Origin of the sequence: Methylobacterium sp. Leaf88, from assembly GCF_001422795.1 — a bacterium.
GTDB lineage: Bacteria > Pseudomonadota > Alphaproteobacteria > Rhizobiales > Beijerinckiaceae > Methylobacterium.
The window spans coordinates 15,216-28,806 of record NZ_LMMK01000044.1; the positions used below are offsets into that span (position 1 = coordinate 15,216).

A 13,591-nucleotide genomic window follows, 5' to 3' on the forward strand; every position below is an offset into this window, starting at 1 on the left:
CCCGCCTTCCTTATTCGTCGGGTGCCGGCTGGGCGAGTGGTCGTCGTAACCGCCCGTCTCCGGCCTCCGATTACGGGACGGCTCGACACTGCCGGGTGAGGTCGGGCCGGCCTCGGCGGCATCGTTGCTGGTCCGCGGTTCGACGAACGACTTGGCCCTAGGCGGGATGGCGCGGGTATCCGTTTCTGCCTTGTCCGAAGTCATGCTTCCCTCTCAGGTTCGTGCTTCATACGGGGAAGAGACCGCCGAGGATCGGGTTCCGTCTACTTTGAGCGCGGTGCAATTTCGGCCCCGATGAGGTGAGCCATGGACGCCGCGGCGATGGTCGCTGTCGGGCGACGGCGGCGGGTGTTGCGCGACGGCGACGGCACCACTGCAACTGTGCGCCGCGCGTATAGGAGGACACCATCCTCGCGATCGGCATGTCATGAACCCCAGCCGATAACAGGCTGGTTTGGACTATGGACATGAAGACAGCTGGGTTTCGCCGGACAATGCAGGGTGCGCCGATTGCCGTCCTCCTGGCCCTCGCGTTGGGCAGCAATTCCGCGAGGGCCGGTTCGGCGGCACAGCCGGGGCAGACGGTGGGGCAACCGCCGGGTGCGCCGTTGCCGGTGGGCCTCTATTTCATCAACACGTCGAGTTTTGGCTCGCGCGATCTCGCTCCACGCTCCACCGACTCGAACATCAACCTGCCGTCGTTCATCTGGGCGACCCCGGCGGAGGTCGTCGGAGGACGACTGCAATTTGTCGTCCTGCAACCGATCGTGGCGTCGAGCACCCGGGGGGCTGCCTACCAGAGCGGGTTCGGCCAGACGCTGCTGGCCGCGCAGGTGGCCTGGAAGCTCGGGCACGACGTGAACTTCAGCTACCTCCTCGGCGCTTATCTCCCGAGCGACACGGAGATCGTCATCCAGAACCCGGTCCTGCATCAGCGCTTCGCCATCACCTACAACGGCGACGGCTGGAATCTGACGGGCAACTTCCTCTATGGCACCTTCTTCGACACGCGCTCGTCCAGCGGGACCTTTTACCCGGACTTCCTCAATCTCGACCTCACGGCCACGAAACATTTCGGCCGGTGGGAGGTCGGGCCGGTCGCTTTTGGATCGACCGATCTCCCGACGCACGATCCGAGCTACGCACGTCAGGGCCAAGTCGCGGTGGGCGCGCTCGTCGGCTACAATTTCGGCCCCGTGAACCTTCAGGCCTACGTCACGCGCGACATCGTTCAACGCAACTATGCAGGCCTCGAGACCCGTGGGTGGCTGCGCGCCACGGTGCCGATTTACCAGAACAAGGACCTGCCGGAGGGATCACGTCCCATCCTGCGCAAGTTCTAGGACGAGCCCAGCGCAGGCTACGCCGGCCTGCGCGAAATGCACGCAAGCTGGCCTCCTTCGCGCAACAGTCGGCTGCTTCGTGCGTATGTTCCTCAGCTGGCGGATCGCTGGGTTTGATGAGGAGGCGGGTGCATGAGACACAAGGCCCTGCGGGATCAGGTTATTGTCATCACCGGGGCCTCTAGCGGCATCGGATTGACGACCGCGCGAATGGCCGCCCAGCGGGGCGCCCGAGTCGTGTTGGCGGCCCGCAGCACCGATGTCCTCGCGCGCGTGGTCAGCGAGATCGAGGCCGAGGGCGGTCACGCCGTCGCCGTGACGGCGGATGTCGGTCGGCGCGACGACGTGCAGGCGATCGCCGACGAGGCGCGGGCGAGCTTTGGTGGTTTCGACACCTGGGTCAACGTTGCCGGGCTGACCGTTTACGGCCCATTGAGCGCGATCGACTACGCTGATCATGAGCGCCTGATTCAAACCAATCTCTGGGGTACGGTGAACGGCTCCCTCGTCGCGGTCGAGCACCTGCGCCGGCACGGCGGAGCCCTGATCAATGTCGGAAGCGTCGCCTCTGACCTCGCCTTCCCGTTCCAGGGCCTCTACGCAACCTCCAAGCATGCCGTGAAGGGATTCACCGACACTCTACGCATGGAGTTGATCGCCGAGGGCGCGCCAGTCTCGGTCACCTTGGTCAAGCCTACCTCCATCGACACGCCCTTGCCGAACCGGGCGCGCAATTACATGGACCGGGAGCCGACGCTGCCCCCGCCGATCTATCCGCCGTCCGAGGTCGCCAACGCCATCCTCCACGCGGCCGTACATCCGCAGCGGGACATCTTCGTGGGCGGGGCCGGCAAGATGTTCGTCATGGGCAAGGAGTTCGTGCCCGGCGCCTACGACGAACTCGCGCCCGCCATCATTGCCCTGCAGAAGCGTTCCGAGACGCCCCGGAACCCGACCGGTGCCCTGCACGCCCCGGTTCAGGCCGGCGCAGAGCGTGGCGACTCGCCGATTTACGTGATGCGCACCAGCGCCTACACGCGCGCCACACTCCATCCACTGACCACCCTGTCGATCGCCGCCGGTCTCGCGACGGCGACAGCCCTGGTTCTCGGGCGGCGTGCCAAGCGTCCGTTGTGAGGCGGTCGACCTCAGACTGACTCAGATTTCCGGATTGGTTCGGACGGAAAATCGATCCCGGGCGGTGATCCGGTCCGCCACGAAGTCGTGGATCTCGCGCTGGTAGATTTCTTGGCAGAGAAAGGCGCGCTCGAGGTCGAGACGCTCCTCCTCGATGTCGATGTACCAGCAGCGTCGCCGCCCGCTCCAGCGGTAGCTTCGTCCCTTCAGGACGTCTTTCGTGGCGATGGGAGAGCCCGTGGCCCAGACGCGCACCGTCGGCTTGCGTGCGGTCTCGAGCAGGCAGGCGAGAGCCAAACGCCCAGAGGCCTTCAGAGGCGCCGCGAGGAGTGCCAGCAGCGCGTGACAATCGTCGATGGCGCGATGGCCCTTGTGGAAGTACCCGTGATCGATGAGCAGGTAGCCGAGCTTCAGCCCCTCGTGGCCCTCCGCGCGCCAGGGCACCTGATGGCAGGAGCAGGCCCAGTTCTTCTCGGCGAAGACTGGCCAGCGGGTCTCGCACATCTGGCGGTCGAAGCTGGCGTTGTGGGCGATCACCACGGCGGCGTCGGCCGCCATCGCCATTACAGCCTCGTCGTCGATGCACTGCCCAGCCACATCGGCGTCACCGATTCCGGTCAGGCGGGTAATCTCGGGCGGGATGGGCCGGCCGGGGTCGTGGAGCTGATTGAGCGTGTCGAGTACGCGGTAGACCCGCCCGCTCGCGCCGTACTCGAACTTGATCATGCCGAGTTCGATCACCGTGTCGTGGGTGTGATCGATCCCGGTGGTTTCCGTGTCGACGATCAGGCCGACGAAGGTCGGTTCAATCGGCCGCGCGTCGGCATCCGCGAAGGGCCTGAGCTGCCGGAGGACGCGGTACGCGCCCGTCGTCTCAAGGGCGTCTGCGATCACGTCGAGGGCGTGCGTCGGTGCCACGTTGTCCAGGTCCAGCAGTCCTCCGATCGCGCGAACCCGTACCGGGGCGATCCGGGGCGGAGCTTACGCGCCGATTGGCGCGGTCTGGTAGTCCGTGTCGGCTCAGTATCCCCAGAAGACTGCCAGTGCTGCGGCGCGGGGTCGTCCCGCCGTTGAGCATCGGCATGCCGTGGATTCGGTCCGCTAGCGTCCGGGCTTGTCGAGCCCAAGGTGCTCATGCGCTTCGGCCGGCGTCATGCACCGAATGGTATTCTCCGAAAACCCGAGGGCCCGGAGATCGGCTCTCTGACGATTGGTGATCATCAAGGAAACCGCAGGTGACGCCGTGGAAACCCTTTCATCGGCCGACGGCGCTGCCTCCATCGCTCTGGCAACATGCTCACGGAAGACCGTATCCGCCGCGTCGCGATCGAGAAATCTCAGCAGATCGTCCTCGCCTCCCACCATCGTCCGGTCCCTCATGCTGCATGTCGAGAGGCAGCGTCTGCTATCATATCCCGTCGCTCGCCGTCGCCCCGAACCCATGGAGAACCAGCGTGATACGGGCTCGTACACGGGGCCGACTGCCGCGACGTCGCGATCCCGTAAGGAACGCAGGCTTCGCTGCTTTCACGGCCTGTCGATGGCAAGCCGGTGTTCGACGCGTTGCTCCATGAGGAACGACGCCGCCCAGATCGCCAGACCGCCCAAGGCCAGGGCGACGCCAACCCAGCCGGTGGAGGGGAGGCCGAACCCCGCCGTGAGCGCGAACCCTGCGAGCCAGGGTCCGAGAGCGTTGGCGACGTTGAAGGCGGAGTGGTTCAGAGCGGCCGCAAGCGTCTGTGCATCCTCGGCGACATCCATCAGGCGGGTCTGCAGGATCGTGGCGAGTCCGCCACCGCAGCCGATGAGAAAGACGACCGGCCCGAGAGTCCAGAGGCTCCCGGTGGCGTAGGGATAGAGAGCGAGTGCGCAGGCGCTCCAGACCAGGGTCGCGCCGGCCGAGAGCATCAGCGCTCGATCGGCCGCCCAGGCACAGACGAGATTCCCGAGGGTGAGGCCCAGGCCGAACAGGGCAAGCACCGGCGGGATAGCGCTCGGCGATGCGTGGGTGACCTCCAGCATCGTCGAAGCCAGATAGGTGTAGACGGAGAACAGCCCGCCGAAGCCGATGGCACCGGTGGCGAGGGTCAGCCAGACCTGACCGCGCCGCAGAGCCCCAAGCTCCTGCAGGGCGCTGGCCCCCCGGGCCGGTGCGCCGAGAGGGGCGTGAATCCGAACCAGGATCGCGGTCACCGTGGCGAGGAGGGTCACCAGACCGAAGCTCCAGCGCCAGCCGACGAGTTGGCCGATGCCGTTGGCCAGCGGCACCCCAACCACCGTCGCGATGGTCAGGCCCGCGATGACCCGCGAAACCGCCTGCGAGCGCCGCTCGCGCGGGACAAGCGAGGCGGCGACCAGGGCTGCCACCCCGAAATAGGCGCCGTGCGGCAGTCCGGCGAGGAAACGGAAGGCCAGCATCCAAGAGTAGCTCGGAGCCAGCGCCGACAATCCGTTACCGAGAGCGAACAGAACCATCAAGGTGACGAGGAGGGTCCGCCGTGCGACGCGAGCCGCCAGCACGGCGATGATGGGAGCGCCCACCACGACGCCAAGGGCGTAGGCGCTGATGACATGGCCCGCCGTGGCGGCATCGATCCCAAGATCGGGGGCGAAGGCGGGCAGTAGGCTCATGGCGGCGAATTCGGTGGTGCCGATCGCGAAGCCCCCGGTCGCCAGCGCGACGAGAATAAGGTTCGGATGCGACGCAGGCGCCGGCAGGCCGGGCATGCGATCCACCGCGGCCGCGGCTTCCAGAGGAGTTGTCTGTCGGAGATCGACGACGCTCATCGCTGGCTTCCGCCGGTCAGCGCCGCGTCGAGGCCGGGCGTGCCGGTCCGGCCTTGAATCGGGGCCCACTCGGGCCTCGTAGATGCGATCATGGTTCTGGGGTCCGGTACGGGGGGGCGAGATCGAGCCGCGATCAGTTCTTCGGCACCTTCTCCTTCCCTTTGCCAGGGTTCGACGTGTTGACGAGTTCGGGCGATGCCTTGGCGCGGAGCGTCTGGCGCTGGGCGTCGGTGTCGATCCGCCTGCTCCGGTCGAACGGATCGAGGTGGACGGATTCGCCGGTCCTCAGCGCCTTGGCGATGCCTTCCAGGACCCGCACGTCGGCATAGCCCTCCTCGCCGTCGCATTCGGGGTGGCGGTCGTTCAGGATGCAGTCGGAGAAGTAGCGCAGTTCACCACCGAAATGGTCTGTGTTCTTAAAGCTCTCGTGGGTCTTACTTCCACCGATGGTAACGGTGCGTTCGAGAGACTTGCCGTACATGTAGCCGGGGTTTACCTCGACGCTCCCCTTCGTACCCACCACCGTGTAGGTGTCGAGCGTATTGCCCACATAGGATAGGACGAACTGCGCCAAGCGGTTGCCCGGGAAGCGTAAGGTCACGGCGACCGTGTCGTCGAAATCGCCGAGACCTGCCTCAGGGTGGCGTACGCCGACGGCGGAGACCACTTCGGTCGGCTCCGACCCGAAAACGTAGCGGGCGGCGTTCACTGGGTAAGGACCCATGTCGAAGATGGGTCCGGCCTCAATGCCACTGCGAGCCCGGTGGTTCTCAGGCGAGACCATCTGGGTGAAGGTCGAGGCGAAGGTCAGCAGGTCGCCGAGCTTGCCAGAGCGGATCAGGTCGATGGTCGCGAGGGTTGCGGGCTCGAAATGCAGCCGGTAGGCCACCATCAGCTTCGCCGGCGAGCCCTTCGCGACGTCGAGGATCTCGCGGCACTTCGCTGTCGAGATTTCCAGGGGCTTTTCCACCAAGACATGGATGCCGGCTTTCAGGGCGGGGATCGCGAACTCCGCGTGGCGCCAGTTCGGGGTGGCGATATAGAGCGCGTCGATCTTGCCCGAGTCGACGAGTTCGCCAAATTGCTCGTAGCCATAGGAATTTGTGACGCCGTACTGCTTGCCGACACCCCGCGCCTTTTCCGGATCCCCGGTGACGAAAGCCACCACTTCGGAGTTTCCGGTGTGTGCCACACCCGGCAGCATCGCCTCCTGGGTGATGTCGCCGAGGGCGACGAAAGCGTAGCGAACCTTTCGAACCGAGGTGAGGCCGAGGGCAGATGCGAGGCTCATGCGAATCTCCGGGTGCGAAGGGGGAAGCATGTCAGGAGTCGCGATCATGGCCGGGGGCCTCGCCGCGGTTTCGAAAGGCGTGTCCCGTCAACTGTGCGCTGCAGCGGATGTTGCATAGCGATGCAGCCAGACGCGCAGGGATGCCTTGCGCTCCGCGCAGGTGCCGTTAGGGGCGTTCGACAGATGCTCAGGACGCGTCCGCCAACGGAGGGGCAGTGGGTCATGCTCGTCTTAGTCGAGGATGGAGGGGGTGCTCGCCTCGGCCGTGGACCTGCTGTGGGACAATCAGGTTGACGCCATGCTCGGTGCGCTCTCGGTGAATACCCCCCGAAGCCGCGACGCGCTTCGCCGTTCCCAATCGTGATCGGTGAACGCCTCGGTCACCAATCGTTGGGTCCGCGCGGTGGTGGGCGAACGACCATGGGGCCAGCGACACGATCGCGCAGCATCTGTACGAGCAGGGCGCCTGTCGCTTCGGCTACATCTCGTGCTGGCTGGGAACGCTTGCCCAGGAGCGCCGTGAGGCCGCCTTCCGACAAGGCCTCGCTGAACTCGGCATCACGGACTGCGCCCGGGCGCAGGGAGACCACCACCACGGCGGCGGGTCCGCGGCGGTGAGGGCACTCTATGCCTTCGGCATCGGGCCAGATGGCCTGTTCTGCCAGAACGATCTGGCGGCGATGAGCGCCATCGACGCGTTGAGGGTCGAAATTCTGTCTACGCTGTCCAGAGGCCGTGCTGGGCGCCGGTTACGACCACATCGCGGGGTCAGCCCGGCCTCCCTATCGCCTGACCACGGTCGACGTGGGCCTCGAGCGTGTCGTGCCTAGACCTTCGCGCGGGTCGAGGCGGAGGATGGCGGTCCGCCCGAAGTTCTGGTGAAGCCGGACCTCGTCCCGCGCCAGCGCGCGCAGTTGACCGGGTGGACGCTGCCTTCTTGCTGGTCAACCGCTCTGCCGGCTGCCTCCCAGGGTTTCGACGGGCGACATCTCCGCAGGCTGTCCGAGCCGTGCGATTTCGGCGGCCAACTCCTGCAGGCTGGCATCCCCCTTCCGTACGACGCGATCGACGCCGGTGAGTTCGTTACGCTCGGTCGGAGAGATGTCCCGGGCGCTCAGCACCACCACCGGGATGTCGCCGCAGTCGGTGAGAGCACGCAGCCGTAGGAGGAACGAGAAGCCGTCCATGACCGGCATGGTGAGGTCGAGTAGGATCACGGCGGGGCGCGTCTCGTGAACCCGCGCCAGGGCCTCGACCCCGTCGCCGGCTTCACGCACCGACCAGCCGTCGCGCTCCAGCACATGGCGCAGGCGCTCGCGCATTCCCGCATCGTCGTCCACCACCAGCACCCCGCCGCCCACAGGGCCGAGCCGGCTGAGTACCGCTTTCAGGCGTCCCCAATCGACCGGTTTGGGCAGCGCATCGGCTGCTCCCAGCGACTCGCTAAGCGCCGCATCGGACACGAAGCTGACCATCACCACCGGTATGTCGCGGGTCGCCGCATCGGCCTTCAGGGTTGCCAGGACGGTCCAGCCGTCGACCTCCGGCATCATCACGTCGAGCAGGATGACCCGGGGCGACAGGGTGCGCGCCAAGTCGAGGCCGGCCCGGCCGTCGCCGGCCGTTCGCACCGAGAACCCCTGCCGGACCAGGAAGCGCGCCATGAGGTCCCGCTGGCTCGCCTCATCGTCGACGACGAGCACGAGGCCCCGGTTGCCCCCTGCCCCGTGCTCGGACCGCTCATCGGGCTCAGAAGTGTCAGAAACCGCGACGGCGGGGAGAACGGCCGGCACGGTCAGGGTGAAAGTCGTCCCTCGCCCCTCGGCACTCTCCAACACGACATCCCCGCCCATCAGGCCGGCGAACGCCTTGGTCAAGGCCAAGCCAAGGCCGGTTCCACCGTACTTGCGCGTTGTCGTCTCGTCCGCCTGGGCGAAGCGCTGGAACAGCCCCGCCACCTGCTCGGGCGACATGCCAATGCCGGTATCGGCGACGGCAAAGCTCAGCCAATCTTCCGTCGCCGTTGTGTGGCGCCGGACTCGGAGGGTGACGGTCCCCTCCTCGGTGAACTTGCCGGCGTTGCCGATCAGATTGAACAAGCACTGGCGCAGCTTCACCGCGTCGGTGCGCGCATCGCCAAGGTCCGATGCGAGGTCGACAACGAGGCGGTTGCCCTTCTTGGCCACCAGTGCCTCGACGGTCGCGGCGGCGTCACGCGCGAACGCCTCAACGATGATGTCCTCGGCATACACGTCCATCTTTTCGGCCTCGACCTTCGATAGGTCGAGCACGTCGTTGATCAGACCGAGCAGGTGTTGAGCATTCGTGCGGATCTTGCCGAGATCGGCAAGAAAGCTGTCTTGCCTGAGGTCTTCCGCCTCCTCCTCGAGCATCTCGGCATAGCCGATGACTGCGGAGAGCGGGGTTCGCAGTTCGTGGCTCATGTTGGCGAGGAAGCGGCTCTTCGCCCGGCTCGCTTCCTCAGCGGCGTCGCGCGCCTCCCGCAGCGCCGCTTCGTAGGCATGCCGCTCGGTGACGTCCACATGGACGCCAACCCATTCCCGGATCGCACCGTCGAGGTCGTGTACCGGCACGGCGCGCACCGCATAATGGCGCCAGCCGCCGTCGGGGTGACGCACGCGCTGATCGACGACGTAGGGCGTGCCTGTTCGGACCGCCAATTCCCAGACGAGGCGGGCATTCTCCGCGTCGTCGGGGTGCAAGACGTGCGTCCACCCGCCGCCACGATATTCCACGAAGGGTTGCCCGGTGATCTGCTCCCAGCCGGGCTGCTCCTCCACGAATTCGCCCGCCGCGTTGGTATTCCACATGACGCCGTGGACCGCCCTGACGGCGGAGCGGAACCGCGCCTCACTGACGTGCAGGCGTCGTTGAACCCGTCCCTGTTCGAGGGAGCCCGCCATCATTGCGAGAAACAGGATGACGAAAGTCACGCCCGCTACGGCCAGGGCGAGGTTCTGCGGGCCGGCCGCCGGCATCGCCCGCTGCGCCGCGGGGGCGCCGCCCGCCGTGAGGGTGAAACTGGCCGCTGCCATGCCGGTGTAGTGCATGCCGGCCACGGCGAGCCCCATGATGCAGGCCGCGATCAGCTTCTGCCAGAGACGGTTGCGGCGGAAGGCGAGCCATAGAGCGGCGGTCGCCGCCGAGACCGCGATGGCGACCGAGGCCGGATCGTAGACCGTGTTGCCCGGGACCCGCATCGCTGACATGCCGGCATAGTGCATGGCGGCAACGCCGAGGCCCATCAGAGGCCCAGCGACGAGGAGCGACTGGAGCGAAGTTCCTCGGATCGCGACCCAGCCGAAGGCCGCCGCCGTGGCGGTCACGGCAACGAGCAGCGACAGGGCCGTGATGCTTAGATCATAGGTGGCGGGAGCGCCCATCTCGAAGGCGAGCATGCCGACGAAGTGCATCGCCCAGATCCCGCCCCCCATCGCGAGGGAGGCGGCGCCGACCCAGACCCAGCGCAGGCCGGCCGTCGCGCTGCGGATCCGCGCGGCGAGGTCGAGCGCCGTGTAAGAAGCGAAGACCGCGATGGCGATCGAGAGCGCCACAAGGGCGGGGTCGTAGCCGGTATGAACCATGAAATTGCCCGTACGGTGCTGGCCGCCTCCGTCCGAGGACCCGGTAACCCTGAGGACGACGCGGCCATCAGGGAGGCAACAGGCGCTGTCTGTAGACCATGCCCAGCTCGCTCACGGCTTCACGAAGCCGTGCGGCGCCTGCCGGCATGGGAGACAACCCACGTTCGTTCCAGCGGTCCGGCCCGGCCAAGTCCGCTGAACCCGGCGGAGACGGGACGCGCGTCCGCCTCAGAGCCTGTTTGAGATCATGATTTCAGGCGGGATTCTTGAGGGCGTTGGCGGCCATGAGGCTAGCGACGCAGGCGAGGCGACACTTTGCGACGTCGAGGCGACCAGCGCGCTCACGGTGTCGGCCGCCCCAGTGACTGAGCCAGCCGAAGGTCCTTTCTACGACCCAGCGCCGCTCCAGCACGACGAAGCCCTTCTGGTCCCGCTGCGTTTAGACCACGCGATGGCGCATGCCTCGAAGGTTGCACCATTTTTGCAGCGCTCGGCCTATGAAGGCACCGTCGAGGAGAGCCGGACGCAGGCTGGGCCACGCCTGCTTGTCCGCACCCAGCGCCGGCAGGGTGTCGCGATCCTGCACGTTGGCCGGCACGACGGCCAGCGCCAGGACGTGCCCTTCGGCATCCACCAGGGCCACGCGTTTGCGCCCGACCAGCTTCTTGGCGCCATCGTAGCCGCGCGGCCCGCGTACCCCGATGCACTTGACTGTCTGCGTGTCGATGATCGCCAGCCGTGGATCGGGCCGACGTCCGCAACGCCGCCGCTGACGGCGCGCCAGAGCCGGCATCAGGCTCTCGAACAGTCCCTTCTCGATCCAGCGCCGGAACCAGCCGTAGACCGTGCGCCAGGGCGGAAAGCCGGCCGGCAACGTCCGCCATCCTCCGCCCGTTCGCAGGTACCATGCGATCCCCGCCAGCAATTGACGCGCCGCCGTCGCTTCTGGACGGCCCGGCGGATCGGCTCGAATCAGGAAACGGGCCACCTCGTCCAATCCCGCTTGCAAGATCAGACAGATGGGGGCGGCCGGCGGAGGGGCTCAAACAGGCTCTGAGTAGGGCTGCGTCGGGGAAATGGATGCCAACGAGCCAGGGTTCCTGCGCGTGGCAGCGCGCTGAACGGCCGACCCCGTGAAGATTGTCGTCTCGATACAAGCGACATTGCGCCAGCTTGAACGCCAAAGAGGTCGCACAACCTCGTTGCGTGGCAGAGCGCCGGCTCTTTCATTCCTCTTTGAAGCGCAACTATTCCTCAGGATGCATGACAACCTACTTCACGGCCGACACGCATTTCGGTGACGCATCTCTGGTTCAGCGTCGACGTCAGATTTTCGGGTCCGTGGAGGCCCACGACGAGGCCCTGATCGCCCGCTGGAATACGGTCGTCGGAGTGGCCGACGAGGTCTGGCACCTCGGTGACTTCGCCGCTGATGCCAGCCGCGCGCATTGTGCCGCTGTCTTTGCTCGCCTGAATGGCATCAAGCGCTTGGTGCGAGGCAATCATGATACGAACCGGGTGCTCGAACTGCCCTGGAGCGAGCCACCGGTGGAAAGCGCCCGTATCACCGTAGAGAATTCCAAAGGCTTCGCTTTGCGGCTCTTTCTCTCGCATTACCCGCACCGGTCCTGGCCGGGCTTCTGGCGGGAGACCCGGCACCTGTATGGACATACGCATGCCTGCCTGCCGGATACGACCCGTTCCTGTGATGTCGGCGCTGATGCCTGCGATTACCGCCCAGTCGACCTGACAACGCTGATCGCGCGTCTGGACGCGGCGCTGCAGGCTCCCGAGGAAATGGCGGCGCGCGGCCTACGCTGAGCCTTTCCGACGATCCGACGCCCCCGAGATGGCTCGGCGTTCGCCGACTTTCTGCGGCGCTGCGGATTCTGCGCTCGCATCTCCGACGTGGCGTGACCTCGATCCTTCACCCCCGAAATGCGCCCTCCATGCGCTGGGGTTGGTCACGGCAGTGCGGTGATAATCAGGCAGAGCTCCAGACCAGCGCAATATGAAAATTCGTAATACGCAGTTCCTCAACGCGAAATCCTGATCGGCCTGAATGTACATCGGACATGCCGCTTGCACATCCAGGCAAGCCTTTCGATGACGCTTGGGTGATCAAGACGGAGTGTCGAGGCGCCGGCCGGCACCTATCCGGTGCGCGAACACCGCGTGCGGCAGCAGCGGCCAAGCCCGGATCACACTGGGTGATCCCGATCCTTGGTTCGGCCCCAGTTTCTAAGAGGCAACGACGTTCCGAGTCGCTCCGATTGGCGCGGCGCTTCGGTGAACGCGCCAGGACGTGGAGCATTCGCGTTGCCGCGAACGACATCCCCCTGAACGATCGCATGCCCGGAGGCGACCGCCAGGATCAGCTGCGTCGCGTAGGCACGAGGTCCACTTCCTTTCAGGGACATTCCCGGGCCGCCGGGGCGGAGCTTGTTGCCGATCAAGCCCCAAGGCGCTGGGATCGGAAGCCGCCTGATGCCTAGCCCCCGATCGATCAGCGCCGCCGCGTCCTCGATCTGCCCGGCAAGCAGGAGAAGCCCGGGGCGCGTGATCCGAAATGCGTATTTGCTCATATCATCCACTTCCACGAGCGAGACGAGCTTCAAGGACAGAGCCTGACAGGCGATATCCACGTTGTCCCGCGTGAATTCGGCCTCAAGCGCGAGAGGTTGTGCAGATGTCCGGCAGGAAACCCGTTCGAGGAACAGGCGGCGTCTGAACGTTTGTGCCATGTCCCTCGCACACGGATCGCTCACCCTGGATCGATCTTGCCGGTATCAGCATGCCGTCGCGGAAGTTTCGGACTGGTTGCAACCGAAGCGTCCGCAGATCGCCAAACGGAACCTGTCTGACGGCTATCCCCAACTCCGCTGAAATGGCGAGCCGGAGATGTCGCGGGTGGGACCGCCGGATGCGACGAGGCCAGATGATGGACTGACTTCGTGACCGTGTGGGAATTAATCTCCCTCGAACGCAACGCGGAGTTCGGCAAGGTTGCGCCAAGCCACCCGTACCCGAAGTTTCACGGATCGAATTTGCAAGACGAAACGATCGGGGATTCCCAGAACGCCAACGACCCGCGATCGTGTTCCACCCAACGAGCGGTCAACGAGGGCACAACTCGCAGGATTGGCAAGCTCGATGAGGATACGCGCACCGCACGACTGCAGCGTGGACCGCTCCGACCGCCTATCATCCATCGCATGATTTGGCATCTGCGTCCCGATCAAAGCGTCTGCATCTTTGAAGCTGCTGCGCGTGAAAATCGTGAAAACCACCGGTGATAAGCTCAAGTTTTGTCACGACGGCTGCGGTTCTCGTTCCAGGCAGGCAGCCGTTTCCCATCAGACGTCTGGGATTGCCCCGGTTTGGTGGACACCGACAACGCTTTCGCGTGAGGTGTTTATCCGATGCCC

General features: G+C 65.9%; 10 protein-coding genes and 1 pseudogene. 4 read left to right on the forward strand and 7 right to left on the reverse strand.

The features are described from left to right. The first annotated feature begins 494 nt into the window (after window positions 1-494). Complete coding sequence (locus ASF20_RS16490; protein ID WP_056275887.1) at window positions 495-1,343, forward strand: transporter; 849 nt, start codon at window positions 495-497, stop codon at window positions 1,341-1,343. A 132-nt stretch (window positions 1,344-1,475) separates the two neighbouring features. Further along, window positions 1,476-2,480 carry an SDR family oxidoreductase gene (locus ASF20_RS16495; RefSeq protein WP_056217905.1) on the forward strand — a complete coding sequence of 335 codons (1,005 nt, stop codon included), beginning with the start codon at window positions 1,476-1,478 and terminating at the stop codon, window positions 2,478-2,480. A 21-nt stretch (window positions 2,481-2,501) separates the two neighbouring features. Here ASF20_RS16495 and ASF20_RS16500 read toward each other — a convergent pair whose 3' ends face one another. From ASF20_RS16500 to ASF20_RS16525, 6 genes and pseudogenes are all read right to left on the reverse strand, one after another. Further along, window positions 2,502-3,398 carry a 3'-5' exonuclease gene (locus tag ASF20_RS16500; protein WP_056275890.1) on the reverse strand — a complete coding sequence of 299 codons (897 nt, stop codon included), beginning with the start codon at window positions 3,396-3,398 and terminating at the stop codon, window positions 2,502-2,504. Between the two features lie 183 nt (window positions 3,399-3,581). Then, window positions 3,582-3,845, reverse strand: coding sequence for a hypothetical protein (locus ASF20_RS24745; protein ID WP_156394208.1), 264 nt, complete (start codon window positions 3,843-3,845; stop codon window positions 3,582-3,584). Window positions 3,846-4,007: 162 nt separating this feature from the next. Next, the gene (locus ASF20_RS16510) at window positions 4,008-5,207 is read right to left on the reverse strand and encodes an MFS transporter (protein WP_056275905.1); all 1,200 of its coding nucleotides are present in this window, start codon (window positions 5,205-5,207) and stop codon (window positions 4,008-4,010) included. Window positions 5,208-5,400: 193 nt separating this feature from the next. Next, window positions 5,401-6,558, reverse strand: a complete 1,158-nt coding sequence (locus tag ASF20_RS16515) for a Gfo/Idh/MocA family oxidoreductase (protein ID WP_056275894.1) — start codon at window positions 6,556-6,558, stop codon at window positions 5,401-5,403. Between the two features lie 944 nt (window positions 6,559-7,502). Beyond that, the gene (locus ASF20_RS16520) at window positions 7,503-10,163 is read right to left on the reverse strand and encodes a response regulator (protein ID WP_056275895.1); all 2,661 of its coding nucleotides are present in this window, start codon (window positions 10,161-10,163) and stop codon (window positions 7,503-7,505) included. A gap of 253 nt (window positions 10,164-10,416) precedes the next feature. Further along, window positions 10,417-11,151 (reverse strand): annotated as a pseudogene (locus ASF20_RS16525) (IS5 family transposase). A 275-nt stretch (window positions 11,152-11,426) separates the two neighbouring features. On the opposite strand from ASF20_RS16525, the gene ASF20_RS16530 reads away from it, so the two are divergent. Beyond that, entirely contained in the window at window positions 11,427-11,984 is a 558-nt protein-coding gene (locus tag ASF20_RS16530; protein ID WP_056275898.1) for a metallophosphoesterase family protein, read from the forward strand. Between the two features lie 380 nt (window positions 11,985-12,364). Here ASF20_RS16530 and ASF20_RS24215 read toward each other — a convergent pair whose 3' ends face one another. Continuing rightward, on the reverse strand, window positions 12,365-12,907 hold the full coding sequence (locus tag ASF20_RS24215) for a hypothetical protein (RefSeq protein ID WP_156648107.1): 543 nt from the start codon (window positions 12,905-12,907) through the stop codon (window positions 12,365-12,367). A gap of 210 nt (window positions 12,908-13,117) precedes the next feature. Here ASF20_RS24215 and ASF20_RS24220 point away from each other — a divergent pair, with 210 nt between their 5' ends. Further along, on the forward strand, window positions 13,118-13,459 hold the full coding sequence (locus ASF20_RS24220; protein WP_156648108.1) for a hypothetical protein: 342 nt from the start codon (window positions 13,118-13,120) through the stop codon (window positions 13,457-13,459). Window positions 13,460-13,591: the final 132 nt, after the last annotated feature.

Excerpts from the sequence above, each read along its gene's own strand:
- ASF20_RS16520 (WP_056275895.1), bottom strand. The coding sequence starts at position 10,163 with ATGGTTCATACCGGCTACGACCCCGCCCTTGTGGCGCTCTCGATCGCC.
- ASF20_RS16515 (WP_056275894.1), bottom strand. The coding sequence starts at position 6,558 with ATGAGCCTCGCATCTGCCCTCGGCCTCACCTCGGTTCGAAAGGTTCGC.
- ASF20_RS24215 (WP_156648107.1), bottom strand. The coding sequence starts at position 12,907 with ATGGCACAAACGTTCAGACGCCGCCTGTTCCTCGAACGGGTTTCCTGC.
- ASF20_RS24745 (WP_156394208.1), bottom strand. The coding sequence starts at position 3,845 with ATGGTGGGAGGCGAGGACGATCTGCTGAGATTTCTCGATCGCGACGCG.
- ASF20_RS16530 (WP_056275898.1), top strand. The coding sequence starts at position 11,427 with ATGACAACCTACTTCACGGCCGACACGCATTTCGGTGACGCATCTCTG.
- ASF20_RS16510 (WP_056275905.1), bottom strand. The coding sequence starts at position 5,207 with ATGCCCGGCCTGCCGGCGCCTGCGTCGCATCCGAACCTTATTCTCGTC.
- ASF20_RS16495 (WP_056217905.1), top strand. The coding sequence starts at position 1,476 with ATGAGACACAAGGCCCTGCGGGATCAGGTTATTGTCATCACCGGGGCC.
- ASF20_RS16490 (WP_056275887.1), top strand. The coding sequence starts at position 495 with ATGCAGGGTGCGCCGATTGCCGTCCTCCTGGCCCTCGCGTTGGGCAGC.